The following is a 20,945-nucleotide window of genomic DNA, read 5'->3' as shown; positions in this document are numbered from 1 at the left end:
ATATGCGCTCTCCTTGCAAGATTTATCCGCTCGTACCTCAAAACAATTGACGGAATAGATTCTTTCTGGTTTACTGGAAAAATGAATAGGTCTATTTCGGGTGTTGCGTTTTCTGCCCTTTTTCTGATATTTCTGGCGCCGTTTGCCGTCGGCGCCCAGACGATTACTACCGCAGACGGTTTCTTTTCATCTGTTTCCGAGGCGTATGAAGGCATACAGGATTACTCGGCAAACATAACAATTACCGCTATGACCGGTCAGCGCAAAGAGACGATGGTCGGCCGGGTCGCTTTCAAGAAGCCGGATCTTCTGAGAATCGATTTCACCAAACCAGACGAGCAGACTATCGTTTTTACCGGCAAACTGCTTACTATTTATCTTCCCGAGTTTAATGTCGTGCTCAATCAATCGGTCGAGTCGGGTTCCGGTACCGCCGGCGCTTCCATGGCGACTCCCCAGGGGTTGTCTCTGCTGAAACGATACTACGCGGTTTCGTATGAAACCGGACCGGAGCCGGTTCAGCTTGAAGAAAACTCGCGCGAAAAAGTCGTAGTGCTGTCGCTTTCGCGAAGGTCGACGACTGAAATTTTCAGAACTATCAGGCTGATGATTTCCCCTGAAACCAAATTGATCAGGAGAATCGACGCACGCACAATTTCCGGTGATCAGGTGCAGTTCGATTTTTCAGGCTACGATTTGAATCAGGGAATTCTGGATAATCGATTCGTATACGATTCTCCGGCCTCCGCCAATATGTTTAATGATTTTCTTTTCAATGAATAATGGAGCATAGCAAAATGGAATCTTTCGGAAAAAAATTAACAGAGGCGCGCGTTGCACGAGGTTTAGAGTTCGAACAGGTCGCGCGGGAAACAAATATAACCCGGCGCTATCTGGAAGCCCTCGAAGCGGAAGATTTTTCCGCCTTCCCCGGCGAACCGTATCTTCTCGGTTTTCTTCGCAACTACTGCGACTACCTCGGTTTAAATAGCAACGAGTTTATTTCGGCATACAAGAACCTGAAGATTCAGGAATCTCCGGTGCCGCTCAAAGACTTGATTCCTCGCAGAAATTTTTCCGATCTTCTATTCTCGAATCCCGTCATCGGCAAGATGATAGGGGCCGCCATCGCCGCGGCGATATTAATCGGCATCGGCGTCGGAAGCTACGGCTTTTTCGGCAAGATGATGTCCGACATGAACAAAGGCGAGGAGATAGCCGTACGCGAAGCTGTCGATCATCAGATCGGAGACGTTGAATTTCAGGGTCGCGTGTTTGCCGGAGACAGCCTCACCGTGACGGTAGGCGGGGTGCCCTATCGGATGACCGTCATAGCTTCGGCTCCGGCGGTAAAACTTGAAACGCCCGCGGGGATGAGGGTGATCGAGCTTGCGCAGGATATGCTGCTCGACCTTGACGGCGAAGGCACGCCCGACGCCAAGATATTCGTCGCCGATCTATTCCGCGACGATCCGTCCAAAGGCGCGACCTTGCATGTTTCAGCCGGAAATTTGGTTGAGCCCGGCCAAACCGTCGCCGGCGTTCTCGGCGAAAATACCGCAACCGGCGATGCAGCCGCCGCGGCGGGCGATGTCGTGGTTCCCCAGGAGCCCAATAAGCCCGGCGAGACTACACATCTTGTGCTGTTCGAAGGCGGTTCTGCCTATCCCGTAACGCTCAACGCAACCTTCCGCGGCTACTGTCTGTTCCGCTTCGAAGCCGATAAAACGAACCGCGAAGAGCGGTATTACCAGAAATCGGAGTTGCTGACCGTTCAGGCTAAAAACGGTTTTCGCGTATGGGCGTCCAACGGCAACGCCGTGAAAATCCAGATGCTCGCCGGCGGAAAAACGGTCGATTTAGAATTGAGCCGGCCCGGAGAAGTATTGGTGAGAGACTTGAAATGGATAAAGGATGAAGAATCCGGACGCTTCAAGTTCATCGTCCAGGAAGTAGATTAATAGATGCAGTTTTTTCTAGATGCTCACGGATGCGCTAAAAACCAGGTCGACGCTGAAATTCTCGTCGGCATATTGAAGAATCGGGGGTGGGAATCCTCCGAGCTTCCGGAACATGCCGATCTTATTATTGTAAATTCCTGCGGATTCATAGAATCCGCCAAAACCGAATCCATAGAAGCGGTCGTAACCGCGCGCAAAGCGTATCCGAAAGCGAAAGTCCTTCTTGCCGGGTGCCTGGCAGAACGCTATGCCGAAGTGTTTCAGGACAACCTGTCTGAGGCCGACGCTTTTTTCGGAAACGGCGATCTCTCGCGCCTGCCTGAAATACTCGACGCTCTTTTCCCCGCCTCGTCGGCTTCCGCCGATTCTCCCCGGCCGGTATTGAAGCCTGCCCAGCGCGGAGTTTGCGGCGGTTCGCGCCCCGACCTGTTATCCTTCCCCCGTTCCGCCTACGTTAAGATCACGGAAGGCTGCGATAACTGGTGTTCTTTCTGCGCGATTCCCCTTATTCGGGGAGCTCTCAGGAGCAGAACGATCGAAGAAGTAGTATCAGAGTGCAGGGAGCTCGTCTCCCGCGGCGTGTATGAACTTAATCTCATCGGGCAGGATCTGGCGGCCTTCGGTTGCGGTTCCGGACTCGAAAGCACGGGCGAACCCGCCGCGGACGGACAAGCGGTTCCTTCTTCCGGCAGCGACGCCGATCCTTCGAAGCCGTCTCCGCTTTCGCGCCTGCTCTCGGCTCTATCGGCGCTCCCGGGCGATTTCCGCGTTCGCCTCCTGTATATCCACCCCGACCACTTCCCGCGCGACATTCTTCCGGTAATGGCCGGCGACCCGCGCTTTCTGCCGTATTTCGATATTCCCTTCCAGTCCGGGGACGACAGCCTTATCCATGCGATGAACCGGAAAGGAAGCGTTTCGGGGTATGAAAAACTCGTACAGGACATACGCGCTGCTTTCAAAGCGAGCCCCTACGAAACCGCTGTTCTGAGAACCACCTTTCTGGTCGGCTTCCCGGGAGAAACCGACGAAGCTCATCAGAACACCGCCCGATTCCTTTCGAGCATCAGAAGCCTGTGGTCCGGATGTTTTACCTGGTCTGCGGAAGAAGGAACCCGGGCAGCCGACTTGAAGAAAAAAGTGCCGAAAAAAACCGCGAAGGCCCGAATGGAAGCGCTTCAACAGATTCAGACGGAAATCACTCCGAAGGAATTGCAGTTCTTTCTCGGTAAAAAAATCGAAGTCCTTATCGAAGAGTGCATACCCGATCCTCCCGCGGAGGCAGAACAAGCCGACGAAGACGACGGAATCCCCGTTTCCCAAACGCATCTCGCGCTCGGGCGAGCCTGGTTCCAGGCCCCTGAAGTAGACGGTTCGGTCGTTCTTCAGTATGAAGACGCGAGCAAAGGAAAAGACGGCGCACCTGTCGCTCCCGGATCGGTCGTTGAAGCGTTGGTGATCGGCGTGAACGGGGTCGATATCGAAGCCCTCGCCCAATAAAGGGGGTTGCGGTGAATACCGATTCCTGGCTGCGCATATTAAATCCCGAACAAAAAGCCGCCGTCGTCCACGAGGGCTCTCCGCTGCTCATACTCGCGGGAGCCGGCTCGGGAAAAACAAGGGTGATCACCACGAAGATCGCCTGGCTTATCTCGGAGCGCGGCATGGATCCCGCTTCTATTCTTGCGGTGACCTTTACTAACAAGGCCGCGCGCGAGATGGCAGAGCGGGCCGCGCGGATGGAAAGCCGGGCCGAACATTCCGTATTGCGCACATTCCATTCCTTCGGCGCCTGGCTTCTCAGGCGCAACGCCGCCTTGGCCGGCCTTGAATCCACTTTCACCATTTACGACGACGACGACGGGGTGACCCTTCTTTCCAAGGCGATGCCGGCCCTGACCAGACAGCAGGCTTCGGCCGCGGTGCATAAAATCGCCCGCGCGAAGGATTACTGCCTCGGTCCCGACAGTTCGCTGCTTTCTTTGATAGATCCTGATCCTGAATTCGCGGAAGTGTATCGTTTGTACGAAAAGCGTCTGCGTGATACGGGGAACGTCGATTTCGGGGATCTCATCCTTCTCCCGGTCCGTTTGCTTGCCGAACATCCTGAGGTTCGAGACCGCCTGCACAGCCGGTTCTCCGTCGTGATGGTCGACGAATATCAGGACTCGAACGTCGCTCAATTCGAACTGCTGAAAGCCATAACCGGGCCGAACACCTACCTCTGCGTGGTCGGCGACGACGACCAGTCCATCTACCGCTTCCGCGGCGCCGAGGTGAAGAATATTCTCACCTTTGCCGACAGCTTTCCCGGCACGCAGGTTATCCGCCTTGAACGCAATTACCGCTCCGTCGGCCCAATTTTGTCGGTTGCCGGCGACGTCGTTTCGAAAAACGAGGGCCGGCTCGGAAAAACACTGATCGCCGAACGCGGCGACGGCAAAAAGCCCGTTCTCGTGTTCATACCGAACCAGGACGACGAAGCCTCTTTTTGCGCCGAACTGATCGCGAACTCCCGAAAAAAAGGCTGCCCCTACGCCGATTGGGCGATATTATACCGGACGAACGCCCAGTCGCTCGGCTTTGAAACAGAATTCCTGCACCGCAAGATTCCGTATAAGGTCGTCGGATCGCTCAAATTCTACGAACGCGAGGAAATAAAAGATTCTTTAGCCTTTCTCGCGCTTGCGGCGAACGGCAGGGACGAGATCGCCTTCCGCCGGATCGTGAACAAGCCCGCCCGCGGGCTCGGCGCGGTGACCCAGGATAAAATCGTGGACGAGGGCCGCAGAATCATTTTCGGCGGAGAATCGCTCGACGGCGCCTTTAATTTCGACGAATCCTTCGATTACCTCAGCGCTTCGCGCAGATTGCTGGAAACGCTGCCTAAAAAGGCGAGGGCGGGGCTTTCGGAGTTTCTCCATGTAATCGAAAGTTTGCGGGATATGCTGAACGCCGGGACCGGACAGCCGGGCGCGCAGAGCGCGTCTCAAAGCGAATCGCAGAACGGATTGCCAAGCTCATCGCAAAGCGGATCGCAGCGCGCGTCGGGGGCGCAGGAACTTCCGGATGAGCCGCCGGCTCCCGGAGAAAGCGACGCCGGCGGCGGTAAAAAGGGCCGCCAGGCCAAGGGCGCCGTCGGTTTAGCCCTGTTCGTCGACAAAATGATTGAAGCTTCAGGCTTATTATCCTACCACCAGGGACAGGACGAGATCGCCGGAACGCAGCGCGTGGCGAACATGCAGGAACTGGTGAACGCCGCGAGCCTCTATCCGCTTACGAGGGAGGGGTTGGTCGAATTTCTCGAGCATATCGAGCTGGACCGTTCGATGGCTGCCGAGGAGGAAGACTCGGACGCGGTCACCCTGATAACGGTGCACAATACGAAGGGCCTTGAATTCCGCCGCGTCGCGGTGACCGGCCTGGAATCCGGCGTTTTTCCGCGCGACGATAAAAAGGGAGACGACCTTGAAGAGGAACGCCGCCTTATGTACGTGGCCTGCACGCGGGCTATGGACGAGCTCTATTTGACGAGCTGCGCCGCCCGCCGCCTGTACGGACGCACCGCCTTCATGGAGCCGAGCCCCTTTCTGTTCGAAATCGACAGCGATTCCATCGAAGTGCTCGGCCGGCTTCCCCGCTCGTATCAACAGCACCTTTCGTATTCAGCCGGGAATCGTAAATCCGGCGCCGCCGATTCGACATCGGTAAAAGCCGGCTCGGCATCGCCGAAAAGCGGCGTTCTTAACGCTGGACGGCCGATTCCGAATCCGGAAAGGCAGGCTTCTTCTCCGCCTGATCCGCTCCAGGAACGGTGGAAGCGCGGGCGAAAACTCTTCCATGACGATTACGGTTATGGTATTATCACTCAATCCTTTTATCGCGAAGAAGAACTGTTGATTATGGTTCAGTTCGAATCGGGCGGTGAAAAGCGCTTCATGCCCCGGTTTCAGGCGAAAAGCCTGCTCCTCGTAGAGGATGATTAAGACCGTCTGTCAGAGCAAGGAATGATCATGGACAAAAAAAACAATCCCATAGACGGGACCACGCTGGACAATCTGTTGTATTTATCGCGTCTTTCTCCGGAAAGCACCAATATTGAAATTCTGGGCGGACAGGTCCGCCAGATCGTCGATTATTTCGATGTTCTTGAAAAATACGCGGGAGACGAAAATCCCTACGAGGCATACGCCGCGACGACGGTCGAATCCCTTCGTTCGGAAGACTTTTCCAAAACCCTTGAACCCGCCGATCTGAAGAAAATCACCGGCGAGTACATGGACGGGTATTTCCGCGTTCCCAAGGTGTTGGGCGGCGGGGCCTGATTTCATTCAACGCGTACAAAAAGGAACCACATAGATGAATATTTGCGAAATGAGCCTGCTTTCCTTGAAGAAGGCGCTTGATTCGGGCACGCTGACCAGCGAAGCCGTCGTAAAAGCGTATCGCGACGCGTGGGAGGCTGATCAGAAATCCGCGCTTCCCCTGAACGGATATATCGAGTTTTTCGAGGATGCGATCGATTTGGCGCGCGAGGCGGACGTTCTCCGCGCGAAAGGCGATGCTCGCCCTCTTCTGGGGCTGCCCTTCGCGGTGAAAGACAATATTTCGATAAAGGGAAAGTCCTGCACCTGCGGCAGCCGGATTCTCCGGGGCTATACGGCTCCCTATAACGCGACCGTCGCCGAGCGCCTGCTCGCGGCCGGCGCGATCCCCCTGGGGCGGACGAACATGGACGAATTCGCCATGGGTTCCTCGACCGAATACTCGTCGTACGGCCCTTCGCGCAATCCCGTGAACCGCGAGCTCACCCCCGGCGGAAGCTCGGGCGGTTCCGCGGCCGTCGTCGCCGGCGGACAGGCTCCCTTTTCTCTGGGAACGGAAACCGGCGGCTCGGTGCGCCTTCCCGCTTCCTACTGCGGCCTCTACGGCCTCAAGCCGACCTACGGAACCCTGAGCCGCTACGGCGTAGTCGCCTTCGGCTCCTCGCTCGACCAGGTAGGCCTTTTCAGCCGCGAAATAGACGATATCGGCCTTGCTCTTTCAGTTATGGCCGGAAAGGACTCCAAAGACGACACGAGCGCGGATCTCGATTTTTCGGCGCTCGCAAATCTTTCGCCCGCTGAAATAAAAGGCCTGAGGGTCGCTCTTCCCGAAGAATTCATGAGGGAAAAAGGGCTCGACCCCGAAATTGCCGCGATTTTTGATAATGCCTGCCAGTGGTTCCGCGAGAGGGGAGCGGTCGTGGAAACCGTTTCGATCCCCGTTCTGGAAGCGGCGATCGCATCCTACTACGTTATCGCGCTTTCCGAAGCGGCGAGCAATCTTTCCCGCTTCGACGGCATCCGCTACGGTTTGCGCAAGGATCCGGGAGAGGGCTACGACGAACTCTACGTCGCGACCCGTTCGGAGGGATTCAACGCCGAAGTGAAGCGCCGCATCGTTATCGGAAACTACGTGCTATCCACCCATTTCTCCGGAGACACCTATAAAAAAGGCATGAGCGTGCGTGCCCGCATTCAAAGGGACGTTGCCGAAGTTTTCAAGTCGTTCGACGTTCTCCTGTGCCCCACGAGTCCGACCGTAGCGTTCAAGCTCGGTTCGAAGGTGGACGACCCGCTCGCCATGTATCTTTCCGACCTGTTCACCACCTTCGTGAACCTCGCGCGCATCCCCTCCCTTTCCGTTCCGATGGGAACGACGGCGGAAGGGCTCCCCGTCGGAGTCCAGATATGCGGCCCCCATTACGGCGAAGAAAAGATCCTTCGCGTGGCGAAGGCATGGGAGGCGACGAGATGAGCGGAAACAAAGAGGCTGCCCTGATGAACGAAAAACCGATCCATACCGACGGAGACCTGACCTACGAAATAATCATCGGATGCGAAATCCACTGCGAATTGTTGACGAAGACAAAGGCCTTCTGCTCCTGCGAAAACCGCTACGGCGGCCTTCCGAACACCCGCGTGTGCCCGGTCTGCCTGGGCCTTCCCGGCGCGATGCCGGTGGTCGGCAGGGAATACGTCGAGTTCGGCGCGATCGCCGGCTTCGCCCTCGGTTGCGAGGTCTCCCGCTTCACCAAATTCGACCGCAAGCATTACTTTTACCCCGATCTGGTCAAAGGCTATCAAATCACCCAGTACGACCTTCCGCTGTGCACGAACGGCCAGGTCCTCATCAACCTCGCGTCTCAGGATGAAACGCCGCGCTTCAAGAAAGTGCGGATCGAACGCATCCACCTCGAGGAAGACGTAGGCAAGAGCCTGCATATCGAAGGCGCGCACAGCTACATCGACTACAACCGCTCCGGCGTTCCCCTCATAGAGATCGTGTCTAAACCCGACATGTCCAGCCCCGAGGAAGCCGCCCTTTTCATGCAAACCATCCGCGAAACGCTTAAATACATCGGCGCGACGGACGGAAACCTCGAGGAAGGTTCGATGCGCTGCGACGCGAACATCAACCTGAAAGTAATCGAGAACGGCAAAGAGTGGCGCACCCCGATTTCCGAAATCAAGAACATGAACTCGTTCAAGGCTATCCGCGACGCCTGTACCTACGAAGTCGGCCGGCAGCTCGCCGAATTCCGGACCGACCGCCAGAACTTCTCCCAGGGGTTCAAGGTGACGATGGGATGGGACGACGCGAAGGGCGAAACAGTGGTTCAGCGGACGAAGAATTCGTTCATCGACTACCGCTTCGTGGTCGAGCCCGACATCAAGCCCTTTACCCTGAGCGATTCTTTCATCGAAACCGCCCGTTCAAAGGTCGGGGAGCTTCCCCAGCCGAAGCGGGACCGTTTCCGGAAGGAATACGGGCTTTCCGATTTCGACGTGAATACCCTCACTACCGAGCGTTCGCTTGCCGATTGGTTCGAACAAGCAGCGAAAGCTTCCAGGGACCCGAAGAAGGTCGCAAACTGGGTGCTCGCCGAAGTGCTCGCCGTTCTGAATGAACGGAACATCAGCCTTGATGAACTGAAAATCACTCCCGCCCATATAGCATCCCTCGTGGACACGGTTGTTTCCGGCGCTATTTCCAGCAAACAGGCGAAGGATGTGTTCGCCGAAATGCTGGAAACCGGCGACATGCCGGAAGCGATCGTGAAGAAGCACGGAATGGAGCAGGTTTCCGATACATCCCTTATCGAAGCGATAGTCGCCGAGGTTTTCGCCGCGAACCCCGCCGCCCTCGATGACTACCGCAAGGGTAAAACCAACGTGGTCGGCTGGCTTACCGGACAGGTTATGAAGGCCTCGAAGGGCAAGGCTAATCCGGGAACAGCGACCGCTTTGGTTCAAAAAAGGCTTGCGGAACTGAAATAAGGGGATACAATAAGCGGTATGGAAGCGCAAAAAGTAGATATGAAGAGCGAGCTACGCTCGCGCTACGGCACAGTCCGCCGGGCGTACGAATATCATTTGTATACCGCGAAGGGCGTACGCCTTCTGGACATGTGCCAGGAAGGCGGAGCGGCGATTCTCGGATGGAGGAGCGGCCGCTCCAAGCTCGCCCTGAAAAACACCCTCGATCGGGGCATTACCGGCTCCTTTCCCACCGAAACCGAAGACGAACTTTCCCGGGCCGTTCAGGAGGTTCTTCCCCAGTACAGCACCGTCCGCGTCTATCAGACCAAGGATCGTGCCCGCCTCGCCTGCGCGGATTATCTGGGTTTGTGGAGCGAAATTCCCCTGATAGAATCCCCTCTTTTGCATCCGGAAGCTTCTATCGATATCGGCCCAGGCGGAGATTCTCCCCTTTCCGCGTCGAGAAAGGTTCACGGAATTCCCCTCTGGCGGCCCTGGCTCGACGAGGCCTTCTACGCCATGAGCGACAGGGTCGACTCGGCTTTTCTCAATAACGTGAACGACACGCTCGAGACAATGGTTCTGTCGTCTCCTTATCCCTTCGCGGGCGGATGCTCGGTGGTGGTCTTTTCCTCTCCGGAAAAGGACGGCCGCGCTCCGTGGCCTTCGGATTCCATCGCCCCGGCACTTCTCGCCGCCTACGCGCGCGCCTGGGCGGATCTTGCCTCGGCTCTTTTCGAGCGTACGGAAGCAGATTGGGCGAAGTTCGACCGGTACGCCGAGCCTTACTGGGATCGGCGCGGCCCGTATCTGGTTCCGAAGATGCGGCCGTCGCGGTATGCCGATTTTTTCCGCTCCTGCCTTGATAAGGGTATCCTCGTTTCGCCCGATTACGATACGCCTTCGATCATTCCCTGGTCGGCAGATCCTTCCGAACTCAAGGTATTGTCCGCCTCCGGATCTAAATGATGGATGCTTCCTTTTTTTTCGACGACGCGGCGGCGGTGAGCCTGTTGGTGCGGCTTGCGTTAGGCGCGGTCGCGTCCTTTTTCGCGATTCTTTCCTGGACCCGCACGCGGAGCCTGTATTGGGTGTTCGTGATTGTCGGCATCCTTTCTTCATATGCGGGAACGCTCTATAATTCGCTTCGCGTTCTGGGTCTTTTCCCGGGAAATAAAATTCTTGTATTGGGCATTCCGGCCGCTACTCTCATTTCTGAAAATCTTTCTATCGTATTTTTCATTCTTGCCTGCATCGCGTACATTAAAACATATAAATGACAAAACTGTTAGATTTTGTCGTTTAAAGCTTGTGATTATGTTAAAAAAAACTTGACTAGCAAAAAAAGCACAGGTATACTAACTGAAAAGATAGGGACAGTACGGCAAACCGTTGGTTTGTTTGTTCCGATACTTTAAGGAGGAAATTCTTAAATGAAGAAAGCTCTTGCAATTCTTACCGCTCTCGCCGTAGTCGGCGGAGCCGCTTTTGCCGAAGTCAATGTTGGTGGTTGGGGACGTTCCGGTTACATTCCTTACGTTTCTGTTGATGGTGCTGATGCCGTTGTTGGCACCGGTCCCTCATGGGCTGGCGGAAGCCGCGTCGGCGTGAACTTCTCCGGTTCATCCGACAATGTCGGTTTCAACCTTAACGTTGATTCCAACGGCGGCACTCTCGGAGTCGGCGATCAGGCCAAAATCTGGGTGAAAGTAAATGAAATGTTCCAGTTCCAGGTTGGACGCGTTCAGCAGGACGTTCTCCGCGGAAAGATCGGCGATTTCGGCGCTTTCGAGCTCGAATCAGCCGGCGGTGAAGACGATATCTTCAAGCGCTTCAATCCCGGAAAAGGTCTCCAGATCGACGTAACCCCCATGGAAGGCGTGTACATTGGTGCCGCTCTCGATGGCAGCGGATCACTCACTGAAGATGCTATGAAGAACATCCAGCTCGGCGCCGGATACGTAATCGCCGACATGGGTCACATCCGCGCACAGTACCTCGGTTCTGCCGCTGACGATGCTTCCATGGTTCAGATTGCCTTCGCTCTTACCGCTGTTGAGAACCTCCTCGTGGACGCCGGTGCCAAGATCGCTCTCGGCGAAGCAAACGACACTTCCATCGCTGCTGGACTTAAGTACAGCGGAGTTGAAAACCTCGGAATCACCGCTCGCACCAAAGTTGTGCTTGCAGACGACATGTACCTCGCCGTTGCCGGCCAGGCTGAATACGTTGTTGCCGCTCCTCTCGCTGTAGGCGTTGAAGGCGGATTCAACAATGGTTCAGGTGTTGATTCTGATGTACAGATCGGTGGATATGGAAAGCTCGGATACAGCAATGGTTATGCAAAGTTCGGTTTTGCTTACAAGACCCTTTCCAAGACCATGTATCTCCCCATCTTCGCAGAGTACTGGTTCTAAGCTGATAGACTGTAGCGCGAAAGCGGTATAGTCTAAGCGAAAGCCCTTCCGATAGCGGAAGGGCTTTTTTTGTATTTGAACTAACGGGATTAACGCGCGCTAATGTAAGTTCAAATGCAAAAAAAGAGTGTAGCGAACAGTGTATACTGTTGTTTCCTAAAATAAAGCATATTGATACAGAGGTAGAATCGAATGAGAGTTGTAATTCCAGGAACGCGTCGTACCAGCGTTGTGCTGTTTGCCGCGGTAGCGGCATTGTTCTTTGGCTCCTGCGCGACGGGCGCGGTTACCGAGTCGACCGGCGGGACTGATAAAACTCAATCGAGATTTGCGAAAGAGAGAATACGAACTGGAGAAATGGACCCTGTCGATATGGGCGTTGTTTCCATCGGGATTAATGATTTCTTTTTTACAAAGGTAAACGAGAAATCCGCTGCCGTCAGTTGGGCTCCCTCGGTCGAATGCGTCGTGATGAAGATAAATCTACAGGGAAATACGACGTATATCTATTTTGAATCGGCAGCGAGAGAGACTCTGCGAAGAGCAGCCGCGGCGTATATGCAGGATTTCCAAGACAAACGGCTCGATACAGAGGCGAAGAAAGCAGATCGCGCGTACGGCTCGTTTATTTTTCCAGTTACCTGGGGCTTGATGACTCAAAACGCTGAAGGCCGCCCGGCGGTCAAGCTTGGATATGTATTCAAAGACGGCGCTCCGTATTTCACTATGAGCTTTCCGTTAATGAAGAATGATTTGGTAGAATCCGGATCGAAGGTTCAGTCCGCTTCCGCGTTTACCCTCTATTTCACCCGCGCGCAGCTGCAGGACTTCATCGAAAAGATGGACGAAGAGGCATTCGCCGCATTGAACGCGGAACTTGGGGTCGGTAGGGCAGGGCTTGCCTCGCCTGACGTGTATTAAATCTTAAGGACATACGTTGACGAAAAAAAAAGGACCCGTAAGGGTCCTTTTCTATGCTATTCAAAAAAATCTACAGAGTTACGGTAACATTCCAATTGCGGGTGTCGGGGACGGTGCCGTACTGGGTTCCCTTGAGGATTGCCTGGAGGCGTTTCCCGAGTTCACCGGGCTCTCTGCCGTTGAATACGAATTCCTTGCCCTTCCAGGTAATGCTTTCAATCGGGGTGATTCCGGCGGCCGTTCCGGTGACGAAGCATTCGACGCATTTTTTCGACACTTCCTGGATGGAGATGCGCCGCTCAGAAACTTTTACGCCTTCGGCGCGGGCTAGTTCGATAACCGAGGAACGGGTGATTCCGGGGAGAATCGTGTCTCCCAGATCCGGTGTGACAAGTTCTCCGGATTTCAGATGAAAGAAAATATTGCAGGACGAGCCTTCCTCAATGTATTTTCTGTTAACCGCGTCGAGGAATATCACTTCCATGAAACCTTTTTCTTCAGCTTCTTTTTTCGCGAGGGCGGAGGTAACGTAGTTAGAGGCGCATTTGATCCAACCGGTTCCGTTCGGGGTCGCGCGGATCCTGTCTGTTATCACCGCTTTGGTGTTTCCGCCTTTGAAATAGCTTGAAACCGTAGTAGCGCAGATGACTACGTACGGCGCTTTTGAAATACCGACTCCGATCGCTCCTTCCGAATACATGAAGGGCCGTACGTAGACAGCGTCGGCGGAGGCGAATGCGTTCTGCTCCCACTCGTTTTTATAGGAAGGAATGTAGCCGAGAGCGGCGTTTCTCTTGAGAAATTCGATCGAGGCCTTGAGATACAGATCCTCGGGAAAGCCGGGCGCGTAGAGGCCTTTCATGGAGTTGCAGAAACGGTTCGCGTTGCGGTCCGGCCTGAAGATGCTCAAAGTTCCGTTTTTCTGAGGATATGCCTTCATGCCTTCGAAGCAGCCGAGAGCGTACTGCGTGGTGTAATTGACCAGAGGGAGCGGGAAGCGGTTTCGTGCGGCGTAGACGTCGTTCCTCCCGGTTTCGCTCATCGCTTCGAGCGCGTCGCGGGTGATTGAATCGGCCTGAAACCAGGATTCATCCCAGGAACCGGTTGCCGGGTTGTATTGGGCTATGTAGGAAACCGGATACATCGAAAGATTGAAAGCCATACGAGATACCTCCAAAGCTGTTGCGAGATCATCGAGCTTTAATAATTTAACAGTTACTTAAGTAATTGTAAAGTCTCTCTAGATATCGTGAGTTATTTATCAATATATCCTGTCTTGAAGTTTCCGTCCATCGCGTATAGTATGAAACAATATCAGTTTTAATGGGGAATTTATGGCAATTAACTGCGGCATCGTAGGCCTTCCGAACGTCGGAAAATCGACTATCTTTTCTGCGCTTACCAGCGCTCCGGCCGAAGCCGCCAACTATCCGTTCTGCACCATCAATCCGAACGTTGGCATCGTCGATGTGCCCGATCACCGGCTTGCTTATTTATCGAATGCGTTCAAACCGAAAAAAACGATACCTGCCGCCGTCGAATTTGTCGATATCGCCGGTTTGGTGAAGGGCGCGTCGAAAGGAGAAGGCCTCGGTAATCAATTCCTTTCGCACATTCGCGAAGTCGGAGTCATCGCGCAGGTTGTCCGCTGTTTTGAAAATCAGGACATCATCCATGTGAACAACGTAGTCGATCCGGCGAGCGACATTGAAACCATCAATATTGAACTTGCCCTGGCCGATCTCGATACGGTCGATAAGCGCGCAGATCGGGCGACCCGCGCCGCCCGCGTTCAGGGAAAGGACGCGCAGAAAGAAGCCGACCTTGTGCTCGGAGCGATCGCGAAGATCCGCCCCTTGCTGCAGGACGGCAAGGCTGCGAGGGACGCTGATCTTTCCGACGAGGAAAAGGCCTCGATATACGATTGCCATCTTATCACCATGAAGCCGCAGATGTATGTGTGCAATGTTGACGAAGAAGGCATCAAAAACGGCAACGCCCACATCGAGACCGTTCGTTCGATCGCGGCGAAGGAAGGGGCGGACGTCGTCGTTATCTGCGGAAAATTCGAAGCAGAACTCGCGGATCTCGAAAGTCAGGAAGAAAAGCTCGCGTTTCTCGAGGAAATCGGTTTGAAGGAATCCGGGCTCACATCCCTTGCGCGGGCAGCCTACCACCTTCTGGGCCTCAGGACCTACTTCACCGCAGGAGAAGACGAGTGCCGCGCCTGGACGATACATTCCGGGGACACCGCTCCCAAGGCCGCAGGCGTCATCCATACGGATTTTGAACGCGGCTTCATCAAGGCCGAAGTCTACAGCTTCGACGATTTCGTCAAGTATGGAACGGAGCAGAAAATCCGCGAAGCGGGACGCTACCGCATGGAAGGAAAGGAATACATCGTCGCCGACGGCGACATCATCTTCTTTAAATTCAACGTGTAAGACGGTTTACCAGGAGGGTGCTTTTATGATGAAGAATGCATTTTTCGGCGTGTTCGCCTTGGTTGCGGTTGTTGTTGCGTTCAGCGTATCCGGTTGCGCCAAAGAGCCTGTTTCCAGGGTTCCCGAAGGATACGCCCTTGTCTGGCAGGATGAATTCGACGCAGACGGAGCTCCCGATCCCGAGAAATGGTCTTATTCGACCGGTGGAAACGGCTGGGGCAACGGCGAAGTACAGAATTATACCGATAAGCGAGAGAACTCCTTTGTTTCAAAGGGCAAGCTCACATTGAAGGCGATCAACAACGGCGGGGGCATGTGGACGAGCGCCCGCATCAAGACGCAGTATCTCGCAAACTGGCAGTACGGCTATATCGAAATTTCGGCGAAGCTTCCCTCTGGAGTCGGCACCTGGCCGGCAATCTGGATGCTGCCGACCCACGATAAGTACGGCACCTGGCCCCGTTCCGGCGAAATCGACATCATGGAACATGTTGGCTTCGAGCAGGACATCATTCATACGACAATCCATACCAAAGCGTACAATCACAAGATCAATACGCAGAAGAACGCCCACGCCAAGGTTCCCGGAGTTTCGAAATCTTTCCATACCTATGCAATAGACTGGACACCCGAAAGGATCGAGTGGTTCGTGGACGGAGAATCGTTTTTCGTTTTTGAGAACGAGAACGCGACTTCCGCCGAGTGGCCTTTCGACATTCCCTATTATCTGATTATGAACGTCGCGATAGGCGGAGCCTGGGGCGGGCAGAAGGGAATCGACGCTAACCTGAAGGACGCGTCTATGGTAATCGATTACGTGCGGGTGTATCAGAAAGCAGAATAAACTATAGGGGACTTCTAAAAATATATTGAGTTTTTCGAGGTCTCCTGTAATCTTGCCGGCTAAGGCCGGGCAGGATCGGAGATTCAATCATATATAGGTTCCGGAGGCGATTATGCGGCTTCGGAACTTTTTTTTTGTCTGGTGGGCTATTCTCGCGTCGATCGGCTTCGCGTCCTGCGCTGTTCCGTATTCCTGTTCCGGCGGCGAGGCTGAGCGAATAACGATCATGAGCTGGAATACGCAGCTCTTTTTCGATCCCTACGAGAACGGAAGCGAATATGCAGAATTTACCGGAGCTAAAACCCGGTGGAGCGCCGAGAAATACGGGACGAGGCTGGACAGGCTTCGCGAGATTCTGTACTTAGCCGGCGAAACAGGCGGAAAGGGCCCGAAAGGGCTGCCGGAGATCGTCGTGTTGCAGGAAATAGAAAATCGGACAGTGTTGGAAGACCTGTGCAATCGCATCGGCGGAAATAACAGGTTCGTTTCGAGCATCTTCGTGGATCCCGAAAAAGGAACTGCGTTCGGGACTGGAATCTTGTCGCGGCTACCCGTTATCGAGGTACGGGCTCACACGATCGATTCAGGGGGCGTCAGGGTCAGGCCCACTATGCACTGCGTATTCGACTGCGGCGGGACGCGTCTCCATGTATTCGCGGTGCACTGGAAGTCGAAGGGCGGCTCTCTGGAGTCGACAGCCGTCCGGGCGGCCCAGGAAGCCCAGCTTGCCGGCTTGATGGCGTCTGTGATCGAAGCCGAGCCCTTTGCTCTTGTTGTTGCCTGCGGGGACTTTAATCAACAGAGTGAGGAATTTACTCTGCTTGGAGAGTATGCCTCTGTTTGGGATTCCGGGTTTAGTCAAACGTTTGGACCTCAAGGGTCGTATTATTATCAGGGAAATTGGGAACGGATAGACAATTGCTTTTTATCGGAGTCTTTGACGGACGGAGATGGGTGGGATTTTCAAGAGTTTACCCTGTTGTGCGAGGGGCCTTTATTGACGGAAGGCGCGGTTCCGTATCGGTACGAAGTGTTTTCAGGAAATGGATATTCGGACCATCTGCCGTTGCTGATCGGAATTAAAAGAATGTGATGGTAGGTCGATTTAAAGTGTACTGACAAACGATTTAAAGTGCACTGACAAACGATTTAAAGTGCACTGACAAACGATTTAAAGTGCACTGACAAATGACTTAGAGACCACTGATAAATGACTTAAAGACCACTGAGAAACGACTTAAAGACCACTGAGAGAGAACTCCCCGGGCAATAAAAAAAGCCGCCGCAGGTTATCCCGCGGCGGCTTTCGCATCTAGAATGCCGTAATCGGATTAGCCGTTGAGGCGTGAAGAATACCGCGATCTGCGGTATTCTTCGAGCTCAATGCTTAAGCATTGAGCCGGCTTTCCAGTCCTTCCATTTCTGCCATGAGCTCTTTGGGGAGCTTGTCGCCGAACTTGGGATAGTGGTTGGCGCGGACGTCCGCGATTTCCTTCTTCCATCCTTCAACGTCTACGGAGAGAAGGTCCTTCATGATCTCGGCGCTGACATCGAGGCCGGTAAGGTTGAGGGCGTCTGCCTTGGGCATCCAGCCGATCTGCGTCTTGACGGCGTTATCCTTGCCTTCGCAGCGGTCGAAGATCCAGGCGAGAACGCGGCTGTTGTCGCCGTATCCGGGCCATGCGAACTTGCCTTCCGGAGTCTTGCGGAACCAGTTGACGAAGAAGATCTTGGGGAGCTTGTCCTCGGTGCTCTTCTTGCCGACGTTGATCCAGTGCTGGAAGTATTCGCCCATGTTGTATCCGCAGAAGGGAAGCATGGCGAAGGGGTCGCGACGGATTGTTCCGGCCTTGAGGTCGAGAGCGGCGGCGGTGATTTCGGATCCAACGATGGAGCCGAGGAACACGCCGTGGTTCCAGCTGGTCGCCTGGTGGACCAGAGGAATGGTCGAGGGGCGGCGTCCGCCGAAGAGGATCGCGTCGATGGGAACTCCCGCGGGATCATCCCATTCTTTGGCGATGGCGGGGCAGTTCTTGGCGATCGCGGTGAAGCGAGCGTTCGGATGAGCTGCGGGTTCCTGGGCCTTGTTAGCCTTGTCCTGAACCCACTTGTTGCCTTTCCAGTCGACGAGGGGGCCGGGGGCGTCGTAGCCGATCTGTTCCCACCAGATGTCTCCATCTTCGGTAAGAGCGCAGTTGGTGAAGATGGTGTCTTTTCTGATCGAGTCCATCGCGCTCTTGTTGGACTGTTCGTTCGTTCCGGGAGCGACTCCGAAGAATCCCGCTTCGGGGTTAATCGCGTACAGGCGTCCGTCCTTGCCGAACTTCATCCAGGCGATGTCGTCGCCGACGGTTTCAACCTTCCATCCGGGGATGGTGGGGATGAGCATCGCGAGGTTGGTTTTTCCGCAAGCCGAGGGGAAGGCGCCGGTTACATACTTAACCTTGCCTTCGGGGCTGGTGAGCTTGAGGATGAGCATGTGCTCGGCGAGCCAGCCTTCTTCCTTCGCGATGACGGAAGCGATGCGGAGGGCGAAGCACTTCTTTCCGAGGAGGGCGTTTCCGCCGTATCCGGAACCGTAAGACCAGATCGTTCGTTCTTCGGGGAAGTGGGAGATGTACTTGTTGTCGATGTCCGCGCAGGGCCACTGTCCGTTGTCGCTCTCGCCCTTGGCGAGGGGCTTTCCTACCGAGTGGAGGCAGGGCACGTATTCGCCGTTGGTTCCGAGCACGTCGAGAACCTTGGTTCCGACGCGGGTCATGATGTCCATGTTGCAGACGACGTATTCGGAGTCGGTAAGTTCGATACCGATCTTGGCGATGTCGGAACCGACGGGACCCATGGAGAAGGGAATGACGTACATGGTGCGTCCCTTCATGCAGCCTGCGTAGAGGCCGGTCATGGTCTTCTTCAGTTCTGCGGGATCGATCCAGTTATTGGTAGGTCCAGCTGCTTCCTTGGTCTTGCTGGCGATGTAGGTGCGGTTTTCGACACGGGCAACGTCGGAGGGTTGGGAGCGGAACAGAACGCTGTTCGGGCGTTTTTTGAGCGGAATGCCTAAACCTGAATCAACCATTTTCTTCATCAAACGATCGTACTCTGTCTGTGATCCGTCACAAACGTACACGTCGTCGGGCTGGCACATCTTGGCGACTTCTTCGACCCATGCTTTTACTTTGGGGTGCTTGATGTCATTAATCGTCATACTTGCTCCTTGATACTTGGCTCCAGAAGACTAAAGTCTTCTAATCGGTAAAAATGTAACGGATTTGGGAGTTTTATTCAAGGTATGTAAGACCCTGTTGACAATAGGCGGAGACAGGTATCGACGGGGTTCAGATGCTGAGGTTGATTACGGCGCCGGTTTGAGGCATGGATGGCTTGTAGGGGAGGTTTTCGGCGATAGCAACGGCTGTATGAATCTGATCCTGATATTGGTGTATGAGGGTGTCGATCTGTTCGTTGGAGATTTCGCCGCGGGCGGTTATTTTTGGAACGTCGCTTCTTTGTTTCATTGTAACGAGTTGATCGATGAGGGTATTGAGGATTTTAAGCTTGTCGACGGAAACGCCCTGCTGACCGGGAGCGGCGGGTATGCCGGCGACGTACTGGAACTGGGCGTAGCCGAATTGGCTCGGCTTGACCGGTATGTATGTGCGGCCGTTGCTCGAGGCTGCGCTTACTAGGCTGTATGATAGGGTCCTGAGGGGCCCGACATTTGAAAACATTTTCGACGTTCCTCCGCTCTCTGCTTTGAGTATCGGAGGGTAATACGTCCGGGATTAGCGCGTTTTTTGCCAATCCACCAGCCGCGCTTCCATAGATTTTACCGTATTCGAATGCTGCGCGGGCGTACCGGCCGCGTCTACGAGCCAGGGCATGACTATCTTTTCCTTCAGCATGATCCAGTTGTTCGGAAGAATGCGGGGGACTGCGAGAGACTCGGCGGGCGGCAGGTGCCCGAGGATTGACGGATAAAAGAGCGGAAACACCTTTTCATTAACCGATCTGAGAGCCGAGAACCCGCCCGAGATGCCGAAGGAACGTTCCATTTCCCCGAGATTCCTCGATCGTTCCAATAATTCCTTTTGAGTTCTTTCGGTGAAAAACCACGTTAAAAATGCTTCCGCGGCTTCCGTGTTCTGCGCCTTTCTGCAAATCGCCGCGTACATGATTTCATCGTTGATCGGAGTCATGCTGCTTTTGGTGATCCAGCGGAAATCGATGTTCTGAAGCTTGTCCTGGGGCATCGCCAAGAGATCTTCGCTCGACATGTACGAGAAGAGGTTTCTCGATCCGGTTACCAGCTTGTAGGGGGGATCGTAGAGATACTTGAAAGCGAAATCGTCTTCCGCCTGAATCGATTCGTTTACCTCGGTGCTCCATGACCGTATCCATTTGAGCCCTGTTTCCAATGCCTGCGCGTTGTAGGTGAACAGTGTGTTTGATTCTTCAAAGCGGGCGTCGAATAACTTTGCCGTAAGGTACAGAAAGTCGGGATTCCAGCGGGGGGAAAAACCCATGCGCGTATAGGTTCTATCGTTTTTCTGGTTCCAGGTTTTACCGATTTCGCGGATCTGTTCTATCGAAAGAGAAAAATCGCCGGGGATGAGCTCCCTGTGTTCAGGCGAGAATATCACAGCCGGAAGATTGAAGCTTACCGGAAGCAGATATTGTCTTCCATTAATATGGCCGAGGTCCAGCAACGGTTTATAGAATAGTTTCCCCGAGATTTTAAGTTCGTCGAAAAGATAATCGACCGAGACGAGCTTCGTACGGGTTTTTTCTCCTTTTAGCCAGGGGCCGATGACGATGTCGGGCTGTTCTTTCGAAGTAAGTATCGCCTCTGCCGGATTCGCTTTGTATTCGAGAATTATGGTATGTTTGTTTTGAGAGGTGTTGAATAGTTCGACGTAGGAGGCAAACGAATCCTGATTGGTCCACAGGACCGCGGAGTTTTCTGTTTGCGGATTGCAGGAGATCAGAAGCATGCTCTGAGCCAGGACGGAAAGAGCGCCGATGAGTCGAAAGCGTCGTGTGCGAATCATACAGGT

At 54.4% G+C, this 20,945-nt stretch carries 18 protein-coding genes; 14 read left to right on the top strand and 4 right to left on the bottom strand.

The genetic code is table 11. The features are described from left to right. Positions 1-81 precede the first annotated feature (81 nt). The 11 genes from K7J14_RS04185 to K7J14_RS04135 all read left to right on the top strand — a co-directional run bounded on the left by K7J14_RS04185 (position 82) and on the right by K7J14_RS04135 (position 12,603). Positions 82-783 (top strand): LolA family protein, encoded by a 702-nt coding sequence (locus K7J14_RS04185; protein ID WP_230753492.1) that lies wholly within the window; start codon positions 82-84, stop codon positions 781-783. Positions 784-797: 14 nt separating this feature from the next. Beyond that, complete coding sequence (locus K7J14_RS04180) at positions 798-1,961, top strand: helix-turn-helix domain-containing protein (RefSeq protein WP_230753490.1); 1,164 nt, start codon at positions 798-800, stop codon at positions 1,959-1,961. 3 nt (positions 1,962-1,964) lie between these two features. Continuing rightward, positions 1,965-3,461: a MiaB/RimO family radical SAM methylthiotransferase gene (locus K7J14_RS04175; protein ID WP_230753489.1), complete on the top strand. Its 1,497-nt coding sequence runs from the start codon at positions 1,965-1,967 to the stop codon at positions 3,459-3,461. An 11-nt stretch (positions 3,462-3,472) separates the two neighbouring features. Beyond that, on the top strand, positions 3,473-5,947 hold the full coding sequence (locus tag K7J14_RS04170; RefSeq protein ID WP_230753487.1) for an ATP-dependent helicase: 2,475 nt from the start codon (positions 3,473-3,475) through the stop codon (positions 5,945-5,947). Positions 5,948-5,974: 27 nt separating this feature from the next. Next, a complete protein-coding gene (locus K7J14_RS04165; protein WP_230753485.1) occupies positions 5,975-6,286 on the top strand; it encodes an Asp-tRNA(Asn)/Glu-tRNA(Gln) amidotransferase subunit GatC in 312 nt (103 codons plus the stop codon). Positions 6,287-6,320: 34 nt separating this feature from the next. Further along, positions 6,321-7,760, top strand: a complete 1,440-nt coding sequence (gatA, locus tag K7J14_RS04160) for an Asp-tRNA(Asn)/Glu-tRNA(Gln) amidotransferase subunit GatA (RefSeq protein WP_230753483.1) — start codon at positions 6,321-6,323, stop codon at positions 7,758-7,760. 23 nt (positions 7,761-7,783) lie between these two features. Beyond that, entirely contained in the window at positions 7,784-9,283 is a 1,500-nt protein-coding gene (gene gatB / locus K7J14_RS04155; protein ID WP_269062412.1) for an Asp-tRNA(Asn)/Glu-tRNA(Gln) amidotransferase subunit GatB, read from the top strand. A gap of 18 nt (positions 9,284-9,301) precedes the next feature. After that, positions 9,302-10,234 (top strand): hypothetical protein, encoded by a 933-nt coding sequence (locus tag K7J14_RS04150; protein ID WP_230753480.1) that lies wholly within the window; start codon positions 9,302-9,304, stop codon positions 10,232-10,234. Continuing rightward, the gene (locus K7J14_RS04145) at positions 10,234-10,545 is read left to right on the top strand and encodes a hypothetical protein (RefSeq protein WP_230753477.1); all 312 of its coding nucleotides are present in this window, start codon (positions 10,234-10,236) and stop codon (positions 10,543-10,545) included. The genes K7J14_RS04150 and K7J14_RS04145 overlap by 1 nt, the downstream gene beginning before the upstream one ends. A gap of 153 nt (positions 10,546-10,698) precedes the next feature. Next, positions 10,699-11,682 (top strand): hypothetical protein, encoded by a 984-nt coding sequence (locus tag K7J14_RS04140; RefSeq protein WP_230753474.1) that lies wholly within the window; start codon positions 10,699-10,701, stop codon positions 11,680-11,682. Between the two features lie 357 nt (positions 11,683-12,039). Continuing rightward, the gene (locus K7J14_RS04135; protein WP_230753471.1) at positions 12,040-12,603 is read left to right on the top strand and encodes a hypothetical protein; all 564 of its coding nucleotides are present in this window, start codon (positions 12,040-12,042) and stop codon (positions 12,601-12,603) included. A 70-nt stretch (positions 12,604-12,673) separates the two neighbouring features. Here the strand turns inward: K7J14_RS04135 and K7J14_RS04130 are convergent, their stop codons facing one another. Continuing rightward, a complete protein-coding gene (locus tag K7J14_RS04130; RefSeq protein WP_230753469.1) occupies positions 12,674-13,765 on the bottom strand; it encodes an aminotransferase class IV in 1,092 nt (363 codons plus the stop codon). 172 nt (positions 13,766-13,937) lie between these two features. On the opposite strand from K7J14_RS04130, the gene ychF reads away from it, so the two are divergent. The 3 genes from ychF (at position 13,938) to K7J14_RS04115 (ending at position 16,984) form a co-directional block, all read left to right on the top strand. Next, complete coding sequence (gene ychF, locus K7J14_RS04125) at positions 13,938-15,047, top strand: redox-regulated ATPase YchF (RefSeq protein WP_230753466.1); 1,110 nt, start codon at positions 13,938-13,940, stop codon at positions 15,045-15,047. Positions 15,048-15,072: 25 nt separating this feature from the next. Continuing rightward, complete coding sequence (locus tag K7J14_RS04120) at positions 15,073-15,891, top strand: glycoside hydrolase family 16 protein (protein WP_230753465.1); 819 nt, start codon at positions 15,073-15,075, stop codon at positions 15,889-15,891. A 112-nt stretch (positions 15,892-16,003) separates the two neighbouring features. Continuing rightward, positions 16,004-16,984: an endonuclease/exonuclease/phosphatase family protein gene (locus K7J14_RS04115; protein WP_230753463.1), complete on the top strand. Its 981-nt coding sequence runs from the start codon at positions 16,004-16,006 to the stop codon at positions 16,982-16,984. Positions 16,985-17,278: 294 nt separating this feature from the next. Here K7J14_RS04115 and K7J14_RS04110 read toward each other — a convergent pair whose 3' ends face one another. From K7J14_RS04110 to K7J14_RS04100, 3 genes are all read right to left on the bottom strand, one after another. Next, positions 17,279-19,096, bottom strand: a complete 1,818-nt coding sequence (locus tag K7J14_RS04110) for a phosphoenolpyruvate carboxykinase (GTP) (RefSeq protein ID WP_230753461.1) — start codon at positions 19,094-19,096, stop codon at positions 17,279-17,281. Between the two features lie 130 nt (positions 19,097-19,226). Next, entirely contained in the window at positions 19,227-19,619 is a 393-nt protein-coding gene (locus K7J14_RS04105) for a hypothetical protein (RefSeq protein ID WP_230753458.1), read from the bottom strand. Positions 19,620-19,673: 54 nt separating this feature from the next. Further along, a complete protein-coding gene (locus tag K7J14_RS04100; protein WP_230753455.1) occupies positions 19,674-20,939 on the bottom strand; it encodes a type 2 periplasmic-binding domain-containing protein in 1,266 nt (421 codons plus the stop codon). Positions 20,940-20,945 lie beyond the last annotated feature (6 nt).

The sequence above is a fragment of the Teretinema zuelzerae genome (genome assembly GCF_021021555.1).
In the GTDB taxonomy this organism is placed as follows: Bacteria; Spirochaetota; Spirochaetia; order Treponematales; family Treponemataceae; genus Teretinema; species Teretinema zuelzerae.
The sequence above is the reverse complement of the archived record's forward strand: the minus strand, read 5'-3'. Positions and strand labels throughout refer to the sequence as shown.